The organism is Wolbachia endosymbiont (group A) of Beris morrisii (assembly GCF_964028185.1).
Lineage (GTDB): Bacteria > Pseudomonadota > Alphaproteobacteria > Rickettsiales > Anaplasmataceae > Wolbachia.
Window position 1 is genome coordinate 1,254,652 of sequence record NZ_OZ034760.1, and the last position, 22,671, is coordinate 1,277,322.

22 protein-coding genes and 1 rRNA gene are annotated in these 22,671 nt (G+C 35.5%); 6 read left to right on the forward strand and 17 right to left on the reverse strand.

Going from position 1 to position 22,671, the window contains the following annotated elements; all coding sequences use genetic code 11:
- Window positions 1-52: 52 nt before the first annotated feature.
- From ABWU69_RS06625 to ABWU69_RS06685, 13 genes are all read right to left on the reverse strand, one after another.
- Window positions 53-1,279 carry a DEAD/DEAH box helicase gene (locus ABWU69_RS06625; RefSeq protein ID WP_353285107.1) on the reverse strand — a complete coding sequence of 409 codons (1,227 nt, stop codon included), beginning with the start codon at window positions 1,277-1,279 and terminating at the stop codon, window positions 53-55.
- Between the two features lie 35 nt (window positions 1,280-1,314).
- Window positions 1,315-1,566, reverse strand: coding sequence for a cold-shock protein (locus ABWU69_RS06630; RefSeq protein ID WP_064124857.1), 252 nt, complete (start codon window positions 1,564-1,566; stop codon window positions 1,315-1,317).
- A 174-nt stretch (window positions 1,567-1,740) separates the two neighbouring features.
- Complete coding sequence (locus ABWU69_RS06635; protein ID WP_265035004.1) at window positions 1,741-3,075, reverse strand: TldD/PmbA family protein; 1,335 nt, start codon at window positions 3,073-3,075, stop codon at window positions 1,741-1,743.
- An 18-nt stretch (window positions 3,076-3,093) separates the two neighbouring features.
- The gene (gene atpG / locus ABWU69_RS06640; RefSeq protein ID WP_265035002.1) at window positions 3,094-3,957 is read right to left on the reverse strand and encodes an ATP synthase F1 subunit gamma; all 864 of its coding nucleotides are present in this window, start codon (window positions 3,955-3,957) and stop codon (window positions 3,094-3,096) included.
- 206 nt (window positions 3,958-4,163) lie between these two features.
- Complete coding sequence (locus ABWU69_RS06645; protein WP_265035000.1) at window positions 4,164-5,384, reverse strand: heme biosynthesis protein HemY; 1,221 nt, start codon at window positions 5,382-5,384, stop codon at window positions 4,164-4,166.
- Window positions 5,381-6,112, reverse strand: a complete 732-nt coding sequence (locus ABWU69_RS06650; protein ID WP_265034998.1) for a hypothetical protein — start codon at window positions 6,110-6,112, stop codon at window positions 5,381-5,383. Before ABWU69_RS06650 ends, ABWU69_RS06645 begins: the two co-directional genes overlap by 4 nt.
- Complete coding sequence (locus ABWU69_RS06655) at window positions 6,105-7,334, reverse strand: lipoprotein-releasing ABC transporter permease subunit (RefSeq protein ID WP_265034996.1); 1,230 nt, start codon at window positions 7,332-7,334, stop codon at window positions 6,105-6,107. The genes ABWU69_RS06650 and ABWU69_RS06655 overlap by 8 nt, the downstream gene beginning before the upstream one ends.
- 280 nt (window positions 7,335-7,614) lie before the next feature.
- Window positions 7,615-8,919 carry a hypothetical protein gene (locus ABWU69_RS06660; RefSeq protein ID WP_265034994.1) on the reverse strand — a complete coding sequence of 435 codons (1,305 nt, stop codon included), beginning with the start codon at window positions 8,917-8,919 and terminating at the stop codon, window positions 7,615-7,617.
- A 128-nt stretch (window positions 8,920-9,047) separates the two neighbouring features.
- Window positions 9,048-10,361: a sugar phosphate nucleotidyltransferase gene (locus ABWU69_RS06665; protein ID WP_265034991.1), complete on the reverse strand. Its 1,314-nt coding sequence runs from the start codon at window positions 10,359-10,361 to the stop codon at window positions 9,048-9,050.
- A gap of 115 nt (window positions 10,362-10,476) precedes the next feature.
- Window positions 10,477-11,745: a hypothetical protein gene (locus ABWU69_RS06670; protein ID WP_265034990.1), complete on the reverse strand. Its 1,269-nt coding sequence runs from the start codon at window positions 11,743-11,745 to the stop codon at window positions 10,477-10,479.
- A 76-nt stretch (window positions 11,746-11,821) separates the two neighbouring features.
- The gene (sdhD, locus tag ABWU69_RS06675) at window positions 11,822-12,178 is read right to left on the reverse strand and encodes a succinate dehydrogenase, hydrophobic membrane anchor protein (protein WP_265025874.1); all 357 of its coding nucleotides are present in this window, start codon (window positions 12,176-12,178) and stop codon (window positions 11,822-11,824) included.
- Window positions 12,175-12,552 carry a succinate dehydrogenase, cytochrome b556 subunit gene (sdhC, locus tag ABWU69_RS06680; RefSeq protein ID WP_010963112.1) on the reverse strand — a complete coding sequence of 126 codons (378 nt, stop codon included), beginning with the start codon at window positions 12,550-12,552 and terminating at the stop codon, window positions 12,175-12,177. The genes sdhD and sdhC overlap by 4 nt, the downstream gene beginning before the upstream one ends.
- A gap of 100 nt (window positions 12,553-12,652) precedes the next feature.
- Window positions 12,653-14,156: ribosomal RNA gene (locus ABWU69_RS06685) — 16S ribosomal RNA — on the reverse strand.
- Between the two features lie 153 nt (window positions 14,157-14,309).
- On the opposite strand from ABWU69_RS06685, the gene ABWU69_RS06690 reads away from it, so the two are divergent.
- Window positions 14,310-14,924, forward strand: coding sequence for a hypothetical protein (locus ABWU69_RS06690; protein WP_265025875.1), 615 nt, complete (start codon window positions 14,310-14,312; stop codon window positions 14,922-14,924).
- A gap of 478 nt (window positions 14,925-15,402) precedes the next feature.
- On the opposite strand, the gene ABWU69_RS06695 is transcribed toward ABWU69_RS06690, so the two are convergent.
- Window positions 15,403-15,588 carry a hypothetical protein gene (locus tag ABWU69_RS06695; RefSeq protein ID WP_265034989.1) on the reverse strand — a complete coding sequence of 62 codons (186 nt, stop codon included), beginning with the start codon at window positions 15,586-15,588 and terminating at the stop codon, window positions 15,403-15,405.
- A 95-nt stretch (window positions 15,589-15,683) separates the two neighbouring features.
- Between ABWU69_RS06695 and ABWU69_RS06700 the strand changes: the two genes are divergently transcribed.
- The 5 genes from ABWU69_RS06700 (at window position 15,684) to ABWU69_RS06720 (ending at window position 19,993) form a co-directional block, all read left to right on the forward strand.
- Window positions 15,684-15,836, forward strand: a complete 153-nt coding sequence (locus tag ABWU69_RS06700; RefSeq protein ID WP_341812811.1) for a hypothetical protein — start codon at window positions 15,684-15,686, stop codon at window positions 15,834-15,836.
- Between the two features lie 391 nt (window positions 15,837-16,227).
- Entirely contained in the window at window positions 16,228-16,368 is a 141-nt protein-coding gene (locus ABWU69_RS06705; protein WP_265025876.1) for a hypothetical protein, read from the forward strand.
- Window positions 16,369-16,411: 43 nt separating this feature from the next.
- Entirely contained in the window at window positions 16,412-16,696 is a 285-nt protein-coding gene (locus ABWU69_RS06710) for a hypothetical protein (RefSeq protein WP_353285108.1), read from the forward strand.
- A complete protein-coding gene (locus ABWU69_RS06715; RefSeq protein WP_265035731.1) occupies window positions 16,635-17,465 on the forward strand; it encodes a reverse transcriptase domain-containing protein in 831 nt (276 codons plus the stop codon). The genes ABWU69_RS06710 and ABWU69_RS06715 overlap by 62 nt, the downstream gene beginning before the upstream one ends.
- 734 nt (window positions 17,466-18,199) lie before the next feature.
- Window positions 18,200-19,993 carry a reverse transcriptase/maturase family protein gene (locus tag ABWU69_RS06720; protein WP_265034303.1) on the forward strand — a complete coding sequence of 598 codons (1,794 nt, stop codon included), beginning with the start codon at window positions 18,200-18,202 and terminating at the stop codon, window positions 19,991-19,993.
- Between the two features lie 101 nt (window positions 19,994-20,094).
- Here the strand turns inward: ABWU69_RS06720 and ABWU69_RS06725 are convergent, their stop codons facing one another.
- From ABWU69_RS06725 to ABWU69_RS06735, 3 genes are all read right to left on the reverse strand, one after another.
- Window positions 20,095-20,709 carry an RlmE family RNA methyltransferase gene (locus ABWU69_RS06725; RefSeq protein ID WP_265034985.1) on the reverse strand — a complete coding sequence of 205 codons (615 nt, stop codon included), beginning with the start codon at window positions 20,707-20,709 and terminating at the stop codon, window positions 20,095-20,097.
- A gap of 76 nt (window positions 20,710-20,785) precedes the next feature.
- A complete protein-coding gene (locus tag ABWU69_RS06730) occupies window positions 20,786-21,361 on the reverse strand; it encodes a PopZ family protein (RefSeq protein ID WP_265034983.1) in 576 nt (191 codons plus the stop codon).
- 19 nt (window positions 21,362-21,380) lie between these two features.
- Window positions 21,381-22,616, reverse strand: a complete 1,236-nt coding sequence (locus tag ABWU69_RS06735; protein ID WP_265034981.1) for a TolC family protein — start codon at window positions 22,614-22,616, stop codon at window positions 21,381-21,383.
- Window positions 22,617-22,671 lie beyond the last annotated feature (55 nt).

Genomic DNA, 22,671 nt, shown 5'->3' on the forward strand with positions numbered 1-22,671 from the left:
TGAGTAGCGGAATGACGAGTTTTACGCTTATCAAGTTGTAGGTAAATCCTATTTAATACGCTTTTTCTAGTACTCTGCTTTTCTTCTTAAATGCATTGATCTTTTTTCTACCGTATTTAGTCTTTAACGTACTTGGCCTTTTAAAGACCTTTTTGCTGTTACGTTTTTTAAATTGCACACTACAATCAAAATTTGGCTCTCCTTCTTTGTCTGCCAGTGCAGGCAGTCTTCTCTTATCTTGAGGTGTAACAAAAGATAGCGCATACCCTTCAGCTCCAGCGCGTGCAGTTCTACCTATACGATGAATATAGTCAGCTTGCGATTGTGGTGCATCATAATTGATAACATGTTGAATGTGGGGAATATCAAGGCCGCGAGAAGCAACATCTGTTGCAACCATGATTTGATTATGGCCACGACGAAAAGAATTAATGACCCTTTCGCGCTTGTGCTGCCTTAAATCACCATGAATTGCTAAAGCGCTATAGTCATCTTTGTGCAATCTGCTAGCTAGCTGATCCGCTCCTTGCTTTGTTTTGACAAAGATAATGATTGATCCTTCGCGCTGACATAGTTGTGTAACAAGCTTTTCATATTTTTCTGATTCTGATGCATAAACAATTTCTTGCTTAATTTTTACAGAAGTTGTAGTCTCACAATCAACAGAAATACGTTCTGGTCGATTAAGGTACTTCTCAGTAAGTTTAACTATATCACTAGGAAGAGTTGCAGAAAACATAAGAGTCTGCCGTATTTTTGGCAGATATTTCATGATCCCTTCAATTTGAATTCCAAAGCCCATATCAAACATACGATCCGTTTCATCAAGCACAAGAACGCTAACATTGCGAGTAATCAAAGTTTTACGCTCAATATGGTCTATAATACGACCAGGAGTACCTATTACAATTTGTGGTTTTTTCTGAAGCTGATTTAGCTGCCTAAAAATAGGCTCACCACCTATCAGCAAAGCGACCCTTAGTGCAGAATTTTGAAATAAGAGTTTTTTTATCTCATTTGTTACCTGATGCGCAAGCTCCCTGGTTGGCACAATGACTAAAGCTGAACCAGCGTTAGGCTCATTCAGCAACTTAGCAACCAACGGAATAGCAAATGCCAAAGTTTTTCCAGTTCCCGTTTGAGCAGATCCGAGAATATCTTTACCTTGTAGCGCTAAGGGAATCGCTTGTATTTGAATCGGAGTTGGGACGAAAAGATTATTTTTATCTAGAGCTTGTGTAAGCGAAGCTGGTAGACCCATCTCATGAAAATTATTCACAATACGTTAATCCTGTTAAAAGATTTCATAATAGATTAATCTTCCAATCTTAAATTTATTGCAGATTTTTTATCTTCTCCGTTTCTACCGCGCTCCTCTTTAACCTCATAACTCACCCTTTCTCCTTTTATTCCCTTCTCTTTATTCTCTCCTTTAAGTGTCTCAGGTCTTATTCCTGAACGTTCCAATGTGCTAATATGTACAAAAACATCACCCCCTTTACCTTCTGGCTTGATGAAACCATAGCCTTTTTCGGCATTAAACCATTTTACATTACCAAATTCCATTTAAACAACTCCTAAATTATTAACTAATATTACTAATGTGATGAAAAACTTTGAAATTACGATTGAGAATGCTTTAAGCTTAGCTATTGAAACTAAACCTTTATACTCCATAGTCTATTCTTAACATTACATGACAATAATACACAATTGTTGTACTTGATGCAAATAAATTTTTTAATCGTTAAGCGAACCTGCAACCGTCATTTCGCTAACTTTAATTGTCGGTGAATTAAATTGCCCACAAAAAGTTAGATCATCTGCAACGACTAAATTGCTAAACATATCCTTCAAATTGCTAGCAATGGTAATCTCATGTATTGGATACGTTATTTTTCCATCTTCTATAAAAAATCCGGAAGCGCCTTGGCTGTAATCACCATTGATTAAATTGATACCAAAACCAAATAAATCAGTTACATATACTCCCTTTTTCACTTCCTGAATTAATTCTTCAAACGATACATTACCATTCTCAATATAGAAGTTACTAGCTGCAGGAATAACTGCAGCATTACTTGCACGAGTTGCACTTCCGGTTGTTTCTGAGTCTAATTTTTTAGCCGAGTATAAGTCTAAAATCCAATTTTGTAATATTCCGTTTTTTACAAATATATTTTTTTTGCTAGTTATCCCTTCTCCATCAAATGGTCTCGATGCTATGCCTCTTGGCAACAACGGGTCATCGATAATATTAATTCTATCGTTGAAAATCTGAGCGTTTAAACTACCCCTCAAGAAAGAACTGTTGCTTATAATACTGCTCCCATTTATAGCAGAAGCAAAACTTTTTACTAGCCCTTTTGCTGCTCTTTTTCCAAAAATAACTGGAAATTTACCAGTTTTAATTGTACGTGAATTCAATTGATCAACTGCTCTTTTTGCTGCTTCTTTTCCTATTAACTCTGGCAACTTTAAATCACTAAAATTACATGCTATATCATAATCGTAACCAACCTTCATTTCACTTTCTCTTCCAGCAACAACAGAGACCTGATTAGCAAAGGTTGATTTACTAAACGAGCCAATAAAACCAGAAACAGTCGATAATACTGTATTCACTAAAGCGTATGAAGAAGAGGCTCCTTCAGAATTAGTGATACTCTTATGTGCAAGGGCTGAATTTTCTGCAGCTTCAGCAATTTCTTTTAGGTTATCAACGGTTACAACATTATTATCTGAGATACTTAAATCTGCAGAAGAGATATAATTACTACCATTTACAGCAAAATTAATGCAAGGATCTTCTGGCGCATTCTTTGCCATTTCTACCACTTGGCTTACCGTATCACTAAGATTATTCAAATCGTTTGTAGAAATATACGCAGCTTTGTTTTTACCTGCTATAGCTCTGATTCCTACAGTGCAATTTTTAGATTGTGATATTTGCTCAATTTTTGATAGACGCTGAGAAACTGAAGTTTTATTAGTCTCATATATTGTAACTTCCGCGTCTTGATTCTGCTTTTTTATTAATTTAGTGATATCTGCTGCAATATTTAATATATTCATTTTCTATTCCTTAGATTTTTATAAAGACTCTGCACCACCTATAACTTCAATTAAATCAGTTGTAATTGCTGCTTGACGAGAACGATTATAAAGCAATGCTAGTTTGTTCAGCATCTCTTTAGTGTTTCTGTTTGCTGATTCCATAGCAACCATTCTAGCACTATTCTCACTTGTTGCACTTTCAAGCAAAGCAGAGTAAAGAGCAATTACAACGTAATCTTGAACCAAAGATTTTAAAATAAATTCAATATTTTGTGGTTCATACTCATAGCCGTAATCTATTGTTGGACCAGCCAGAGAGTTGTCAATCAAGGATGAGTCTTCACTCCATGGTTTTATTGTTTCCAACATTGGTTTTTGCGTGAAGGTATTATAGAATTTACTATAAAAAACTTTAACTTTATCGTATTTACTTAAATCTATACCATCAACCAAAGCTTCTACGTGCTTTAACGTGATTCCCTTACTATTTTCAATTTTTAAAATACTTTTAGAGTCAAATCTATTTTTACCTACATCAAAAGCTTTTTTACCAAGAAATACAATATCTACTTTTTTGCCATTTGCGATTAACTTATTTTGACTAAATTTGACAATAGAAGAGTTAAAGTTGCCGCATAAGCCACGATCAGACGCAACAATGAATACTAGATAAGAATTGTCGTTACTGACATTTAGAATTTTTGCCAGTAATTTTTGATCAACTGATAGCATTAATGAAGAAATAATGCTATGCAGCTTAGATATATATAATTTTGAATTTGATAATTTCTTTTGGCTTTGTAATAACTTTGCTGCAGAAACCATTTGCATTATTTTCGTGGTTTTCTGGACAGACCTAATATTCTTAATTCTTAAGGATAATTCCTTTAAGCTCTTCATTTTGTATACAACTCTATTTATTAAAAATATATAACTGTTAGTGTCTAAAAGCAAGTTTTTTTGACATTAAAACCAAGTCTAACTAAGAAACTTGCAGGTTTATTGTTTGAAGATAAGGATTATATTAAGAAAGTGTTCTAACTTCAGCAATATCAATGTGAAAGTAGCCTAATGGTAATTTCTATACCATCACACTTTGTGGAATCTTATAATACATAATAAATACAATTAAAACTATTACAACTTGAACACTTATGATCCCATTGCTTTAGTTCTCTGTTACAATTTTTACACTTCCAGCCTGGATCAGGCAAAGCTTCTGAGCCCATCTTGTTTAGCCAATAAATTACCTTGTCGTGTTCTTGCAATGTAACCTTGAGCTGTATTACAATAAAGTAGATTGACATGTAATTAGCTTTTTTGATAGCAGTGTCTAAATATTGACTTGCAAGATCATATTTACCTGAACTCATTGAGGACAAAGCAAGTAAACAGTAACTAAAATAATAATCAGGGCGTAAGTTGTATAGTCTTTCAGCACCTTTACTATTTAAATTGATGTACATTCTAGCTGACTGAGGAGTAGGATTTACTGCATATTCTATCTCTAGCACTGCAGAAGCTTTTCTGATTTTTCCAAGTTTAATATATAATTCTGCCTTTAAATAATTGATGGGCCGAAAAGTTGCATAATAACTTTGTGCTCTGAATAAAGACTTTATAGCCCCTTTAAAATCCCCTTTACTTTCATATTGTTTTGCCAAAGCACAATAAAAAACTGCAAACATTTCTTTATGGTCAAAGGGAAGAAAAATATTGAACTTAACTGCTTCCTTTAATCTCAAAATTGCATTAATCCAATCTTCTTTCAATATGCAATGCTCTATTTGAAAGGGAATAGATAGCATTTTATCGTTGATTGAGCTAGAGCAATATTCTATAAATTTTTGAAAGACTACCTTTTCTTGTTTGAGGTAAACAATTAGCTTATTGGCTAGAAGTAGAGCTAAGTTACGATTTTTATTTACAATGTCTGTTAAACCATTACTGAAAAAGCTGTAATTTCCCGTCTTACCTGAGTTAAAGAGCTTTATTAAAGACAACCTATCGCTCTTCTCATTTAGACTTTTAACTACCTTTTGGGCGTTCTCTATATTGTCTAAGTCTATGCTAAAGAAAGCTTCAAAGAGAAGCAATTCTTCCCTATCCCTTCTTCTATTTCTTATGTTGGCAAATGTTGATGAAATGGAGGAAAAAAAGCGTACAAGTGTAATTAATAAAAATAACAAAACTACACAAGTAAAAATAATGAAATATAGATCAATACTTATAGTGTAATTGCCTAATTCTAATTTTATTACTTCACCACTTACCTTGACCCATATGCCAAATAAAAACGAAAAAGCGAAAATTATAAAATAAATCATGAGATATATTGTAATAAGTGATGATATATTGTTGAAATATTCTTAGAAGCTACAATAAGACCATTCAATTTATTCAGCCATGGCTTGAATTCTGGGTGTGCTAAATCTCCTATTGTAGTAGCTATGCTCTGCCAATCATTATCGTTTATTGACTCCTCAATTTCTGCGAATTTTGCCCTTAATGGGTCATTTTTATCTTGTATTCTAATCCAGTTTGAAATGATTTTTTTAGACAATGTACTTTTATTGTAGTTAATAACAGCAATGGTCTTCTCAAAAGATAACTTCAACTCACGTAAAGTATCTACCTCTTTCAAACTTTCCAATTCATTTACTGCATTTTCTATCTCTGGATCATCAAGCTCTGATATCAAAGGCTTTATTGAATTTATATGGTTATCAAATTTTGCTTCTCGCAATAACGAATTCTTCATTTTAATCACAAGTAACAGCAATTTTGCAAGGTTCTTACATCTTGAATTATTATCACCTTGCTCACACTGAGTATGCTGACTTCTCTTTAAGTCAAATATCCTTTTTTCCGTTCTAGATTGATTAACTTCAAGTAACATTCTAAGCTCATCCATGCCTTCCATTAAAGTTTTCACGTTATTTTCACTCTCTTGCTGATTTATTTTTAAAAAGATTATGTTATTTATTGTGATGTAACCGGTAAATAACAATACAATTAAGAACCAACCTATGTACTTTTGCTGAGTATCATTCATAACGTAATATCTCCGCAGGATCTTGTGCAGCTGCCTGTAATGCAGGAGCAATTGTCGCTAAAAATGATAAGAATAATGCAAGTGCAGAAATGTTCACTACATCTTGAGGAACTAATATCATTGGTAAACTTGAAAAAAAGTATATCATAGGATCAAACAGCTTGACGTTAGTAATGTTTTCTAAAAACACTCTAATGCTTTCGATATTGAGAGAAAAAACGACACCTATAATACAGCCAAGACAAGTTCCCGTAAAACCGATTAATAGACCACAAGCACAAAATATGCGCATAATGCTTCCACTTGTTGCACCAAATGTACGCATAATTGCAATCGCGGATTTCTTTTCTTGCACTATCATCATTAAATTTGAGATAATATTAAACGCTGCTACAACTATAATCAAAGTAAGAATTAAAAACATCACATTTCTTTCAGTTTTTAAAGCACTAAAATAATGGCTTTGCTGTGATTGCCAACTTTCAGCTTCCATTCCTATTTCTTTTTCTATAGCATCTGCCAGCTTATCAGCTCTAGTAACGTCGTCTACAAGTACTTCTATATTTTTTATGCTATTTTCATAATTAAAAAAGGCTTGTGCTGATTTTAGAGGCATATATATCAAGGTATTATCATACTCAAACATACCCATATCAAATATTGCTATAACTTTATATTTTTTCATTCGCGGCATTTCACCAAGTAATGCATCAAATTCTTCAGATGATATAAACGTAATTTCGTCGCCATAGTCAATGTTCAAAGCTTCTGCCAATCGTGCTCCTATTATTATCCCTTCATCAAATTTTTTTACATCACCTATAATTACATTATTTGTAACGGCAGTACTATCAAGCAAGTCTTTAGTTGACACACCTCGCACTACGCTACCTGCAATTTTACCATTTGCTGCAATAATGACTTGATCATTGGTCATAGGAGTAGCTTTTAATATACCAGGAATTCTCTCAATAGATTTTGAAACTGCGTAGTAATCTGAATTTATGTTCCTATCAAAATAAACGTTAATATGGCCATCAATGCCAAGTATTGAGTCAAGCAACTTTGCTCTGAATCCGTTCATCACAGACATCACCACTATTAGTGTTGCAACTCCAAGGGCAATGCCGATAATAGAGAACAAAGTCATTATAGAGCAAAATCTGGCATTTTTCGCTCGCAAATAGCAAGCAGCCATAGTAATTTCAAAGGCAATGGACATTACAAAATATTTTGAGGTTAAACATTATATTTTTGAAACTTCGTATAATTGTAGACTTTTCTTTATTTGAAAACTAGAGATTTTTGCTTCCTTAAATTTAGTAGACTTATAGAGTATCTTTAACATTAGAATTTCAAAATCTTCCATATACATCATCCAACCTCACTATATCATTATCAGATAAATGCTCTCCTATCTGAAATTCAACTATTTCAAGTGGAGAGCTTGTGCTTCTATAACATAAAAGAAATCAAGAATATTATTGGGTTTATTCAATAAGTTATGATTCTTTCCTTCCATAATTTTCAAATTGTACAACTATTTGCTTTACATTTACATCTGTGAGAAGAGCTCTTTTGCTAACATGAGGTCTCGGATCAGATTTTGCTGATAAGAGATTCATCTGAGATATTTCATCCCCCATTGGAAATAAGCGAGATTGGGAAGCAACTTTTGGTGATGGCCTAGTTTTTTTCTCCACATCTATATTCACTTGTGCAACAGGAGTAGTCCTGCTTTCAATAGTTTGCGCATTAGGATTTTCTTTTGCTTGATTTTGTTTGAATTTTTTTCTTATCTCTTGTACTTTAATATCGATATTATAATTAATTTCTTTTTCCATAGAAGATACTACCATTCCTAGCTTTGTGCTTGATTTTTGATCAGCATGACCTAAATTTTTAAGTTTTGGTGGTAATTTAGGTTTATCTTTTTCCATAGAAGATACTACCATTTCTAGCTTTGTGCTTGATTTTTGATCAGTATGACCTAAATTTTTAAGTTTTGGTGGTAATTCAGGTTTATCTTTAGTTGATTTAGGAACAGTTCCTACTACTTTTGGTTTTTGTCTAACTTCTTGACCAGCAGCAAACATTTTTTTTGGCAATGGGAGTGCTATTGATGGTTTTGGCAATATTGGAGGTTTAGATTGTTGTTTTTGTTTAAGTTCTCTTTTTGCTTCTATATGTTTTTTAGGAACTGTTGCATAAATTGGCTCTTCTTTAGACGATTTTGAACTTTGTGAATTTTCTGTCAAAATTTTACTCTTCTTCTCTTGATAATTTGATATCTCTTTGTATCCAGGCTTTTCATCTAATGAATTTCCATGGCCTGAATCATTATAATTAACATCCACTTGTCTATCTTCTTTTAGAAAACTGCGTTCTGGCTTTTCTGGAGCTATTGCAATATTTCCTCTTTCAACTTGCTCCAAACCTGAAATTTTACGACAAGCCTCTAGATATTCAAAGATTGTCATTGAAGTAGGAGGAGGTAATTTATCAATAAAACTACTTATATTCTTAACTGGAACATTTCTTCCAAAGATTCTATTCAATATTCCCTTTAATATCTTAAGAATTGATGGCCTTCCATTCATCGATTTTACATAATCAATTGAGTCACCACGTATAACAAACTTAGCTACATCTTCTGCCTTATCTGTAAAACGCTTTAATGCCTGAGATAAATCCCTTACCGTTTTATTATAATGTCTAATAGTTACTAACTCATCTCTTGCTTTTATAGCTTCTTTAAGGAAACCGAGATTTTCTCTATAATTGTCACTTTTAAATGGATCCTTCATATTAATTACAACTCATTATTTATTAAAATATGGGTATAGGTTTAAAATATTAAGATTTAGTAAATATTATTTTTTACATAAAGAAGCTATACCCATATTATAAATTGCCAACAAATGCATTTATGGCGTTACCATATTCTTCCATATACATCATCCAATCTCACTATATCATTATCAGATAAATGCTCTCCTATCTGAAATTCAACTATTTCAAGTGGAGAGCTTGTGCTTCTATTTTCAATCCTATGGGAAACTTCCCTTGGGATTTCTATCATATGGTCTTTTGCTATAGCATATTCTTTGTCTTCTAAACTAACATACCCAACTCCTGATAGCACTATATGGCATTCATCTCTATAGTGATGAAATTGCTTAGAAGTGCAGCTTAATGGATTTATAAAAAGATATTTTATAAGAAAATTTTCGCTCATTAAAATTATACTACAAAATCCCCATGGTTTAACTTCTTTTCTTATCGCCTTTACTTCCTTAACTTTATGAATAAATGAAATTAGGCTTTTGTTTAGTTGCTTACAAGCTCCACTTAATAAATTCTTTGCATTACTTTCTGCCACCCAAGTAACTGACACTGGTTCTTTTTTTCTGGTTACTTGCTGAAATGATGCCGGTTCTTTACTAAACTTCTCACTCAATTCTAAAACTGAATTCCAAGTTCCAACATCCAACCAATCGAAATTAGCTTCTATCATTGCAACGTTTTTTGCTTTTTCCATTACCAAGTAATCAATAGATATGCCTTCAATTCCTGCAAAATCTCGTTGTTTTAAATATAGAAATCTCTCTTGCGGTGTGAAATGTTTCACACTTGCAAAACATGAATTGTAAAGATTCGGGGCAGATTTTTTGATCTCATCTATGTAGCGTTTTGCTTTAAATACAAATATTCCAGAGTTCCAATAATGATCGTTACTTAACTTACGCTCGGGTTTTTCTGTAAAATCTTTCACTATATGACATTTTTCTTTCTGATCATATACTGCATTTATATAGCCGTATTCAGAATTGAATTCATGAGGCTTAACCCCAAAAGTTACTATAGAGTTAGTTTCAGAGGCTAACTTAGACGCTTTCTCAATAGAAGCATAAAAATTATTTAAATCGCCTATGAAATGATCTGAAGGCAGAATTAACATTGTCTCGTTTTCATTGCAGAGAAGTGCAGCAATTAATATCGCCGCTGCTGTTCCAATTTTCACTGGTTCGAAAATCACTTTATATTCTCGCAGCGCATGCAACTCCTTCTTCACTAACGACTCGTACTGTATATTTGTGGTAATTATGGGTGGCATATAACTACTTTTTAGCCTCAACAAAGTGTTGTGAAACATAGTGTTCTGACTAAATATTTTCTGAAATTGCTTTGGCTTAGATAAAGGCCAAAGTCTACTGCCACTACCACCACACAATATTACAGGACGCATTTAGTTAAGATATTAATTATTTAATTAATATCTTATACCGAGGGCAAAATGCATGCAAGTTTTTGTTGTGGAATAGTTAAGATAGAGAGTAGATATTCAGCAGAGTAATGGCTAACTAGCGAGAAGATGATTGAATTCTTTCATCTTGCAATGAATTTCGTTTGCTTAGTACTTTATCAGCATGGTTGCTCAATTTCTCCTGAGCAATAGCCTTTTTTCTAGACTCAGCTATGCTTTCATTATTTAAGCTTTTTCCAACACCTGGTTCTCTAGATTTATCTATACTTTCACTACTTTTATTTGACGGCTTCTCCAAGCCTTTTTCAATACCTGGCCTTCTAGCGTCAAGCTCATCCCATGTACCTATAATTGTATCGAGATTAGGGCGCTTTTCTTTTTGTTCTGCTTCTCTTTCTCCACCTTTAATAACATTAAAGTCACTTTTTGCTTCTTCCCAACATCCTTTCAATTGGTGTTTCCACATAGTAAAGTAAGCATCACCATATTTTTTCTCATTTGCTACAAACAATAAAATTGGAGCCTTAAGTATTGTAGCTACCATATTTACTGAATTCTTCACTGCCATCGCAGGGGTGAACAAAAGATAGCCAAAAGACTTTGCAATTGGGTTTTGTTTGCTTATTAAATGCTCCCCTAACTTTATAGGAAGAGAAGTCAACAATTTAGTACAAACTTTAGCCAAGCTTGCAACGAAAATAATAGGAACAGATATAAGACTTTTATCTAGCTCCAAGTTATTATTCTGATCTCTAATTTCTGAAAAATGGGTGCTTAGCTTCTTGTAATCACTAGTGTATAGTAATTTTCCATTTCTTCCTTTTTCATCAACAACTTCCTGAACTTTACCTTCTTTATTTTTTACCTCTTTAGTTAGCACAGAAGAGTTAGTTAATTCAAACGGATATTGAGAATCCTTAGTTTTTTCAGCTTCAAAAATTGGAATATGTTTTTCAAGATCGATTTTTAAAAACCCAAATGGTTTATAATATTTACTATAATAACTACGATTGCTACTGCGAAACTCGCGTGCATCTTTATCTGGGTCAACTAAAAAGTTAATAGTGAAGTAGTGAAATTTTACACTTTTCTCTTTACTTCCAGTGCTTTCAACAGGAGCTAAATCAAAACTTGGTTGTCTTCCATCTTTGTCTTCCTCGCCATATAAAAGTTTATATATAGTCTCATCCTTGCTATTCTTAGCTTCTATAATTTTCCCAGATTTTACAATTTCATCGTAATTTTTTGGGTACTGACATTTCCTTCTATCATACGTAATTACCTTTCTAAGGTCTTTTACATAAGTTGTGCTAGGCTCAGATGAAGTAAATAGGCTCCTTACTCCTAGCGTAAGACTTGCAAGCATATTGTTAAACCAGAATCACTATAACTTAATAATAAAATGAGTACGTTAATAATATGTTAACACAGAACCGGTGATTTTACAAGAAAATATGCCTGTAGAAGATAAAGATTGTAAAAGCAAGGACTATATAAGTAATGCTTGATAAGTACTTTATGCATGTAATTGTAAAAATCCTTAGAGATACGCTGTGTATATAATCTTCACACACTACCTGCATTCCAAGAACTGCGTGCCAAAAAATGCAATACAACAATACAACAAAAAATAAAAGCTCTAAAGGGTGATTAATAAATTTTTCACTAAAAGACAAAGAGCTATCAGTATAAAATGCGCAAGAAAATGAATAGATAAACCAAGGAAACAGGAATAGTAAAATTACCGCAGAAACACGCTGGACCCACCAATGATGTACTGAATTTCCAGATTGACTCATATAAACATAAATAAAAAAGCCATAGTAGAAAGAAGTAGCGTTACTGTCAGCAGTATAGCACTCCTTGAAACGCCAGTAATTTCTAAATTAAGCCCAACATCCCACAATAAATGACGAATACCATTAAGAAAATGATATACAAAACTTATAAAACATAAGACATAAGCTAATTTAGCAACAGGAGTGAATAATAATGCATTTAAGTACCTTACTATAAGTAACTCAGGAAAGTAAACATGTAATATGAAATACCAAGAAAGTATCATTAATAAAAGGAATAGCAAGATACCAGTCAATCTGTGCATAATAGAGAAAAAACTAGTAACTTGTACTTTATATATTTGTAAATGTGGAGAAAGAGGTCTATCACTCATAAAATTCCGTTATCGGGAAATTAAAATAAAGTAGAAGTAAAGACAGCAGTATAGCACATAACAACACCATCATTAAAAATGGTAAGTTATGTGCAAAGCCTAAGGAGGTAATCCAGCTGCAGATTCCCCTACTGCTACCTTGTTACGACTTCACCCCAGTCACCGATCCCACTTTAAATAACTCCCTCCTTGCGGTTAGGTCGTTAGCTTCGAGTGAAACCAATTCCCATGGCGTGACGGGCAGTGTGTACAAGACCCGAGAACGTATTCACCGTGGCGTGCTGATCCACGATTACTAGCGATTCCAACTTCATGCACTCGAGTTGCAGAGTACAATTCGAACTGAGATGGCTTTTAAGGGATTGGCTTAGCCTCGCGACTTTGCAGCCCATTGTAGCCACCATTGTAGCACGTGTGTAGCCCACTCCATAAGGGCCATGATGACTTGACATCATCCCCACCTTCCTCCAGTTTATCACTGGCAGTTTCCTTAAAGTCCCCAGCATTACCTGATGGTAACTAAGGATGAGGGTTGCGCTCGTTGCGGGACTTAACCCAACATCTCACGACACGAGCTGACGACAGCCATGCAACACCTGTGTGAAACCCGGCCGAACCGACCCTATCCCTTCGAATAGGTATAATTTCCATGTCAAGGAGTGGTAAGGTTTTTCGCGTTGCATCGAATTAAACCACATGCTCCACCGCTTGTGCGGGTCCCCGTCAATTCCTTTGAGTTTTAATCTTGCGACCGTAGTCCCCAGGCGGAATGTTTAACGCGTTAGCTGTAATACAGAAAGTAAACTTCCCATATTTAACATTCATCGTTTACAGCGTGGACTACCAGGGTATCTAATCCTGTTTGCTCCCCACGCCTTCGCGCATCAGCGTCAGATTTGAACCAGATAGACGCCTTCGCCACTGGTGTTCCTCCTAATATTTACGAATTTCACCTCTACACTAGGAATTCCTCTATCCTCTTTCAATCTCTAGACTAGCAGTTTTAAAAGCAATTCCAAGGTTGAGCCTTGGGATTTCACTTTTAACTTACTAATCCGCCTACGCGCCCTTTACGCCCAATGATTCCGAATAACGCTAGCCCTCTCCGTATTACCGCGGCTGCTGGCACGGAGTTAGCCAGGACTTCTTCTGTGAGTACCGTCATTATCTTCCTCACTAAAAGAGCTTTACAACCCAAAGGCCTTCTTCACTCATGCGGCATGGCTGGATCAGGCTTTCGCCCATTGTCCAATATTCCCCACTGCTGCCTCCCGTAGGAGTCTGGACCGTATCTCAGTTCCAGTGTGGCTGATCATCCTCTCAGATCAGCTATAGATCATTGCCTTGGTAGGCCATTACCCTACCAACAAGCTAATCTAATATAGGCTCATCTAATAGCAATAAATTTTTCCCCCGTAGGGCGTATACGGTATTAGTTGCCGTTTCCAACAATTATTCCGTACTACTAGGTAGATTCCTATACATTACTCACCCGTCTGCCACTAAGTTATATCATAGCAAGCTACAATATAACTCCGTTCGACTTGCATGTGTTAGGCCTGCCGCCAGCGTTCATTCTGAGCCAGGATCAAACTCTCAAATTTAGACTTCAACCTATAAAAGGTTGAGGGTACATCGGATAAATCCGATAAAAAATAATTTAGCTTAATACTGCTGTCTTTATTTCTACTTTAGAAATATTTTAATCTCCAACTATTCAAACAACTTTGAGAATATTATTATGTGATATAATCACTATGTCAATATGTTTTTGCAAATCAAAAGCATTAATGTATAAATATATAACTATTTGGAATACTACCATGAAAAAATACATCTTTCTGCTTGCACTCGCACCAATGTTAATTGGCATCACATTATACTTATTGCGCAACATTGATAACACAAAACAATCTATAACTGCGGGTGACAAGTTTTACGAAGTATTATTCTTTAAAAAAGATAATAAGCCGCTGCTAGAAGAAATAGATTCAAATTGGGAGTATTTAGCAAATTTTGAACGCGCATTCAATCATATCTCAGATTCAATGCCAACAGACACAGCATCTATTTATAATGATTTGGCAGATAATAAAGATGCTCCTAATGTTTTGCGTGAGTTAGCACAATACTTAGAAGTAATGAGCTTACTTCACTCCAACGGTGAGAAAATAAATAAAGATAAAATTGATAATTTAGAATCAAGCACAGTGTATCCTTATTCAAGCCAAGAAGCTATCGCTGTAGTAAAGATACATAATAACGACATTAAAGGTGCAACTGAAATATTGCGTTCCCTATTAAATGACAGAAAATGCCCTATCCTAATCAAAGCTAATGCACAAGAGCTACTCAGGATATATGGGAGTTAACTCATTAGACTTTTTGCATAGCTTTTGGCAGCGTGTTGAGAAACGAAAAACTTGCTTTACAAGCTTCGCCAGTCCCCTTATCATAAGGATGAAGCTATTTATTTATCTTCTCTGTACAGATTAAATGACAAAAAAACTCAACGTATTTGGCGTCTCATGTTTAATTTTTTGCACTATGTGCATCTTATGTCTTTATCAAATTTCTGGGTTTTTACCTACACAAGCTGAAATACGCTTATAAAGCATTTAAAACATCAAAAAACGCCAACTTAAAAAATGGATAGTGAATAACTAGCTACCCTAGGGTTTCTTTTGCCTTTTTTTCTGTTTAGTAAATTTCTTAAACATTTATAGCTAAGATTAGTTGCATTTAAAAGCAGCTGAATCGCGGTTATTAAGCGTTTAGAATAAAAAAACGCCATACTTGAAAGTATAATGTAAGTAATTAGCCAACCACGGGGCTTCTTTTGCCCTTTTTTTATCTGGTAAATTTCTTAATATTTATAGCTAACATGAACAAACATTTGAGAGTAACTTCCGCTAGTAGGGTGTCATCCCAGTGCTTGACACTGGAATCCAGCCTTCCTGCAATCTCATCGAAAACGTTGTAACCACTTTCTATGCTAGTTTGCTTGTGAGCAACCTGGATTCCAGTGTCAAGCACTGGAATGACACCCACTGGTGAGTCAAGCCAAAAACGTTTGTACAGCTATGTGTCAAGGCACTGGGATGACACCCTGACAACCGTCATCCCGCTGCTTGTTAGCGGATGAGATACCGCGGCGGTATGACGGTTCGCGGCGGTATAGTAACTCGTCATCCCGCTACGTATTAGCGGCTGAGATACCGCGGCGGTATGACGGTCTGCGGCAGTATGACGTAGGACTGCTGTCATTCCAGTCTGGAATCTAGTTCTTATTGTACATTTACTTGGTGTAGAGTTAAGTTTCCTGGATCTAAGTAGTCAAGGTACTGGGATGACAGTGCGCCGTAGAAACACGGGAAGTGTTGAAGCTATGCAATAGATGAAGGTAGGTCCTTCAAAGCCGGTTTGCAAGAGCAGGCTTTAAACTACCATAAGCTGCTTTGGCAAGGTGGTGAGCGTTATGGAAAAGGCGCAATTATGCGTCATGTGTGAAATAGAGAGATGAACGTAAGTGAACCACTGATGAAGTGTCGAAACCTGTTGTATGGCGTCAAAACCAGGGGTTTGTTGTAACCTGGGATAAGGCTATCGGGAGCTTGCTTACTGGGTAGATAACGTCCGGCATAAAGGTGGCATGAATCTATTTTAGGCTATTGTGTGGAACTACGGGAACCTGTCGTTTCGATGATAAGGGAGAAGTCCAAGGAGCTGATCTCTGAGGATGAGAGTACCGATGCGGAAAACAGAGCTCGTAGTAGTGAAGAAGTTTCTGTAATGGAAATGGAGCAAAGGAGCTGAGTTATTCAGTTTTAATTATTTGTCAACTGAAAGGGAGGAGTAAATGAATAAAACAAAGTCTTTTGATATACCGAAGCGACTTATTTGGAGAGCTTATAAACAAGTATCGAAAAATAAAGGTGCTGCTGGTGTGGATGAGGTTTCGATAACAAAGTTTGAAGAAAATCTAAAAGATAATCTGTACAAGCCATGGAATCGGATGTCATCCGGAACCAGAGCCAGTAAAAGCTGTAGCAATACCGAAAGATACGGGAGGAGGACAAAGAATTTTAGGTGTTCCTTCAGTATTCGACAGGATAGGGCAAACGGCTGCTTCTATGTATCTTGAGCCGCTAGTAGAGCCAAAATTCCACGAAGATTCATATGGTTATAGACTAAATAAATCAGCACTGGATGCGGTAGATACAGCACGCAAAAGATGCTGGAAGTACGATTGGACGATAGATCTTGATATATCCGGATTTTTCGACAATCTGGATCACGAATTAGTTTTGCAAGCTATCAAGAAACATACAAACTGCAAATGGGTCACACTGTACATTGAAAGGTGGATGAAAGCCCCTATTCAACAAGCAGATGGCACTAGGGAAGTGAGGGATAAGGGAGTTCCGCAAGGAGGTTCTGTAAGCCCAATCATTTCTAACATATTTATGCATCATGCATTTGATATGTGGATGAGGCAAAACTACCCCACAATACCATTTGAGAGGTATGTAGATGATGCGATAGTGCACTGCAAAGCTAGGAGACAGGCAGACTTTATGAGAGTAACGATCGAAGAAAGATTGGCACAATGTAAGCTAAAACTGCATCCTGAAAAGACACAAATTGTGTACTGCAAGGATGACAATAGGAGAGATGAGTTTCCAATACAAAGTTTTGATTTCCTGGGTTACACATTTAGACCCAGGTTAGCAAGAAATAAAATAGGAAAGCATTTTGTTTCATTTCTTCCTGCGATTAGCAACAAGGCCAAGAAAAATATCACTACAACCATAAGGTCATGGAAAATACTACGCAATACACACAAAACATTAGAGGAAATATCAAAGATAGTGAATCCAATAGTCAGAGGCTGGCTATGGCAAATTCTATAAAATTGAGATATACAAACCTCTAAAGAACATAGAGCGGCATCTAGAAAAGTGGGTCAAAAAGAAATATAAGAGACTCAAGAGTTACGGAAGACTAGCAAGAAAATTTCTAGGAAAGGTGAGAAAGAGGTCTACGAATATTTTCTATCACTGGACACTAGGGTTAGGTCAAAAGGCTGAATAATGGAAGCTGTATAAATCGAGAGAGTGCGCCGTGGTACGCATTAAGAAATACTTAGCGGAGCTAAGCGGGGTTCAGAATAAATGGCCTCGAGGTGAACAACTAACTTTAACCCGAAAGGGAAGGAGGACAAGAGCATGTATGTAAAGCGAGAGTTATCTGAAGATGTATAAGATAACGGCTTGCAACACCTGATCAATATGGTTAAAGCTAAACTGCTTGAATTCTAATCTTCAGGGGTGGGACTTCACATCCATGGGTATCGCATTTAAAACCCCATGTCTACGGTAAGCACAGATTAAACTTTCGTTTGTGTGACATTCTGGCTGTAGAACGATAAGTAGTGAACTTATTTAAGAGGATGAATGGAAAACCTAAGTTGATCTAGAACAGTTCTTAGTGACGGAACATGGGATGACCTAAGGAACGCGAGTTCTATGGTTACGGAGTCATCGTAGTAGTCGTGAAAGTAACGAATCACCGGGGAGTGTGGGAAAGCCACATACAGGGCAAAGGGTGACAGATAATTGAATGTTGAAATTGGGAGGTACGCAAGATGCGGAAAGCTGAAACAATACTTAACATTATACGTGAACGTGGACAAAGAAATTTGCCGGTTAAAAACGTATATCGCCTACTTTATCAGAGTGATCTTTACCTTCGAGCGTATGGCAAACTTTGTCGTAATAAAGGTGCTATGACAGAAGGTGTGACAACTGAAACAGTTGATGGTATGTCTTTGGAGAAAATCGATAAAATCATAGAGGATTTACGCTATGAGCGATATCGGTGGACACCAGTAAAACGTATCTATATTTTAAAGAAGAGTGGTAAACGCAGGCCGTTAGGGTTGCCAACATGGTCAAATAAGTTACTTCAAGAAGTAATCCGATTAATATTGGAAGCCTACTATGAGCCTAAATTTAGTGAATGTTCACATGGATTTCGACCAAAGCGTGGATGCCACACTGCATTAAGAGCAGTAATGCAAAAAGGCAGAGGTACAAAATGGTTTATAGAGGGAGATCTCAGTGCATGTTATGACTCAATTGATCATACTATGTTGTTGAAAATACTGAGTGAAAGCTTCCAAGATAACCGTTTTATTCAGCTAATCAATCGACTGCTAAAAGCAGGATATATGGAAAATTGGAAGTACAATAAGAGTCATAGTGGGGTACCACAAGGTTCTATTATTGGTCCAATTCTGAGTAACATATTACTCGATCGGTTAGATAAACATGTGGAGCATATACTAATACCAGCAAATAACCGAGGTAAGCGAAGAAGGACAAATCCAAAATATTTAAGGTTAACCATGCAAGTATCGATGATGAGAAAACAAGGGAACTGGGATCAAGCAAAACAACTGCGTCAATTAGTGCAGGGTATGCCATCTAAGGATTCTTGCGATCTAAATTATCGACGTCTTTGGTATGTTAGGTATGCTGATGATTTTCTGGTAGGGTTTGCAGGACCAAAGAATGAAGCTGAACAAATTAAGAATGAGATTGCTGGGTTTCTCAATGAGGAGCTCAAACTTATGCTTAATGAAGATAAAACGTTTATTACACATGCGTGTGATAGCAAAGCCAATTTTTTGGGTTATGAAATACATGTTTTGCATGCAGATGACAAACATGATCATCGGACACAACGATGTATTAACGGTAGTATTGGGTTACGTGTACCACATCATATAAAGCAGAAAAAGTGTTCTGAATATATGCGTTGTGGTAAACCGATACATTTACCTCAACGTACAATTGATACAGCTTACAGTATTGTTGCTCAGTATCAAACTGAATATCGAGGAATTGTACAATACTATAAAATGGCCTACAACCTTCACACACTAAGTTATCTGAAATATGTGATGGAAGTATCATTAGTAAAGACTTTAGCATCTAAATACAAAACAACTTGCAGGAAAATTTATAGAAAATTTGGTGCGACGATTGAAAACGATGAAGGTGAAAAACGAAAAGTCATCCAAATCAGAGTAGATCGTTTACCATCAAAGATACCATTAATTACACACTTTGGTGCTGTGTCGCTAAAATGGAATAAATGGGTAAGCATAAGTGATAACCTTATACCAATATGGAATAAGCGTAGTGAAATAGAGCAAAGACTATTGGCACAAACTTGTGAATTATGTAAATCACAAGAGCAGATTGAAGTACATCACGTACGTAAACTTGCTGATTTGCTAGGTAAACGTAATACTGAACTACCGGAATGGAAAAAGAGAATGATTGAACGACAGAGGAAAACTCTTGTTGTTTGTCATGAATGCCATAAGAAAATCCAATATGGAAAATATGATGGTGACTCCTTAAAACGTTAGATTATTGGAGAGCCACGTGATACGGAAACGATCATGCGTGGTTCGGAGAGGGGTTGTTGGAAAAGTACTTAACAAGTAACTCGCTGGCTGCCCACTCTACTTTATGTACAGTTTTGCAAGGAACTGGTGGGGAAGTTCTGCCGGTCTACTCTCCTGCCAATAAAGCCTAAACTTACCAAATACATTTCTGTAGATTCAGATCTACTTGACTTTGGTTTAAAGTATTTTACTGTTTTAAACATTTTTTTTAGCTCGTTACAAAAATCTTTATCAGATTCCCCTTGGAAAATTTTTACTACAAACGTGCCACCATGGCTCAAGAAATGCTTTGCAAAATTGAGCGCTGCTTCGCATAAAAGCATAATTCTGATATGATCCAACGATTTCAAACCACAAGATTCGGGGGCCATATCAGATAAAATTACATCAAATTTTTGATCCTTGAATTTTTCTCTTAAAATTTCAAGCTCATTGATAATATCGCATTGTATAAACTCTACTCCATTAATTGCATTCATTGGTTTTACGTCAAGAGCAACTACATTTGCACCTTTCTGAGATGTAACTTGTGACCATCCACCAGGAGAAGCACCAAGATCAATAATTTTTTGCCCTTCTTGGAATAATTTAAATTTATTATCCATTTCTACCAGCTTATATGCTGAGCGTGACCTATAACCATCCTTGCTAGTTTTTCGCACATACTGATCATTCAAATGACGATGTAGCCACCTTGTTGAAGATAATTTTCTACCCCTTGCCGTCTTTACTCTAATTTTTATTGCTAATACCCTACTTATTATTGATTATATCTTTGAGCTCTTTTTCAACTACTTCTTTTACCAGTGCATGTAGATATTTATTTAGCCATTCTGAGAGCTGAGGTTTTAAAAGAGATGTAACTAATTCTTCAACAGTAAGGTTGGCTCTTTTTTGTTGTTTATGCTGCAATTCGTTTTGCATTTTTCCAAGCAACGCTTTGATCTCTTCCATATTCTCTTTTAAAATTAGATGATCGTTATTTTGCGCTTGTAAGCCGCTATTACTCGCTTTGTTATTACTCATTTGGATATCATCGTACAAATAAATATCTTTTTTTTCTTCTGAATTGTAGCTATGGCCATTAAATTGGTTATTGTTGCAAGCCATTTCCTCACTTTGGTCATCATTATCAATGTCCTCTTTTTCACTATTTTCTTTTTTGCCATCTTCTTCCATGTCTTCTGGATACTCTTCCTCAAGGTATAGCACATCATCACTTTCATCCTTTATTTCTGCTTTATCGTTACTTGCGTTTTTACCCGATATAGCTTTTTTTATATCTTCTAGGATATCTTTTACAGATTGATTGCCTTGTTCATCATACATAGTGCTAATACCATTAAATTTAGAGATTTATACTATTTATCATAAAAAGCAAATGATAAATACTCGTTACATAATTGCTTTTTGCTTCAACTAAGTCTGAACGTGCTTTAAATAATGCATCTTCAGTGTCCAAAAGGTCAGATGTACTCTTTAAATTTAAGTTTACCTCTTGCTCAACCCCTTCCAATGCTAGAGCTGCTGCTTTTTCCGCTTCTTGACTTGCTTTGATAATGGCCTTTGCTGTCAGCACATTATTCCAAGCATTTACAACTGCTTGTTCTATATTTTTTACCGTTTCATAATAATCATAGGTAGATTTTTTTGCATCCATTTTAGCTTTACTGACACCAAAAGCATTAACTCCTCTTTTAAAGATTGGAACATCAAGAGTAAAAACTACATGAACATCTTCTAATAGATTGTTTAACTGTGTACCATTATTCCCAAAATTTTTGCTTGCGCTTAGATTTAAAGAAGGAAGCCACTTGGAGCTTTCAGCGATCACTTCCATTCCGGCTGCTCTTTTTTGATAAACTGCTGCTTTTAGAGATAAATTATTGGTTTTTGCTAATTGTAAACATTCATTTAGCTCTGGAACAGAAGGTAGTTTATCATTAGCTTCAGAAAGGTCATCAGCATCTTCGCCAATCAAATGATAATAAGCAATATTTGCCAACTTTAATTTACCTTCAGCATCAACTCTTTCGGATATAGAAGACGAAAATTTTGCTTTTGCTAACAAAACTTCAGCATTGGTTACCTCTCCAAGAGAAAAGCGTTTTTTCATAGCTGACAAATGTTCCAAAGAAACGCGTTCTTTATGTTCTCTGAGCTTTAATATTTCTGTCTTTTGTAAAACACTAACATATGCTTTCACAGCATTAAGTGCAAGCTCTTGTTTTGATTGCTGAAATCGTATTTTTTCTGCTTTGAGAAGATGACTTGATCGACTAAATGTGGCAAAGGTGCCGCCGCCATCTATTATCTTTTGGGTTAATATCAGGCGTTTTCCAGATAAATTAGGTTGATTATAAAGATTAAAATTACTATCAAAATTGTACTGCAAACTAATGTCAGGTAAAAATCCAGCTAACCCAGAGGATTTATAGTGTTTTTCTGCGCTTTTATATTGGTAAAATTGAGACTTTATTTTTGAGCTATTTTTGATGGCTTTGCTTATAACTTCTCCCACATCGGTTGCATAGCAACTTATAGTACTAAAAATGATCGCAAGTGTGATAATCAATCGAAACATTCTACTTCCTATGCATATTGGTTGCGCAGCTCAATTACTAACATAAATTACTTTA

What these genes read in the sequence shown, in the direction of transcription:
- ABWU69_RS06630 (WP_064124857.1), bottom strand. Translation starts at nt 1,566, where the DNA reads ATGGAATTTGGTAATGTAAAATGGTTTAATGCCGAAAAAGGCTATGGT.
- ABWU69_RS06635 (WP_265035004.1), bottom strand. Translation starts at nt 3,075, where the DNA reads ATGAATATATTAAATATTGCAGCAGATATCACTAAATTAATAAAAAAG.
- atpG (WP_265035002.1), bottom strand. Translation starts at nt 3,957, where the DNA reads ATGAAGAGCTTAAAGGAATTATCCTTAAGAATTAAGAATATTAGGTCT.
- ABWU69_RS06645 (WP_265035000.1), bottom strand. Translation starts at nt 5,384, where the DNA reads ATGATTTATTTTATAATTTTCGCTTTTTCGTTTTTATTTGGCATATGG.
- ABWU69_RS06650 (WP_265034998.1), bottom strand. Translation starts at nt 6,112, where the DNA reads ATGAATGATACTCAGCAAAAGTACATAGGTTGGTTCTTAATTGTATTG.
- ABWU69_RS06655 (WP_265034996.1), bottom strand. Translation starts at nt 7,334, where the DNA reads ATGTCCATTGCCTTTGAAATTACTATGGCTGCTTGCTATTTGCGAGCG.
- ABWU69_RS06660 (WP_265034994.1), bottom strand. Translation starts at nt 8,919, where the DNA reads ATGAAGGATCCATTTAAAAGTGACAATTATAGAGAAAATCTCGGTTTC.
- ABWU69_RS06665 (WP_265034991.1), bottom strand. Translation starts at nt 10,361, where the DNA reads ATGCGTCCTGTAATATTGTGTGGTGGTAGTGGCAGTAGACTTTGGCCT.
- ABWU69_RS06670 (WP_265034990.1), bottom strand. Translation starts at nt 11,745, where the DNA reads ATGCTTGCAAGTCTTACGCTAGGAGTAAGGAGCCTATTTACTTCATCT.
- sdhD (WP_265025874.1), bottom strand. Translation starts at nt 12,178, where the DNA reads ATGAGTCAATCTGGAAATTCAGTACATCATTGGTGGGTCCAGCGTGTT.
- sdhC (WP_010963112.1), bottom strand. Translation starts at nt 12,552, where the DNA reads ATGAGTGATAGACCTCTTTCTCCACATTTACAAATATATAAAGTACAA.
- ABWU69_RS06690 (WP_265025875.1), top strand. Translation starts at nt 14,310, where the DNA reads ATGTCAATATGTTTTTGCAAATCAAAAGCATTAATGTATAAATATATA.
- ABWU69_RS06710 (WP_353285108.1), top strand. Translation starts at nt 16,412, where the DNA reads ATGAATAAAACAAAGTCTTTTGATATACCGAAGCGACTTATTTGGAGA.
- ABWU69_RS06720 (WP_265034303.1), top strand. Translation starts at nt 18,200, where the DNA reads ATGCGGAAAGCTGAAACAATACTTAACATTATACGTGAACGTGGACAA.
- ABWU69_RS06730 (WP_265034983.1), bottom strand. Translation starts at nt 21,361, where the DNA reads ATGTATGATGAACAAGGCAATCAATCTGTAAAAGATATCCTAGAAGAT.
- ABWU69_RS06735 (WP_265034981.1), bottom strand. Translation starts at nt 22,616, where the DNA reads ATGTTTCGATTGATTATCACACTTGCGATCATTTTTAGTACTATAAGT.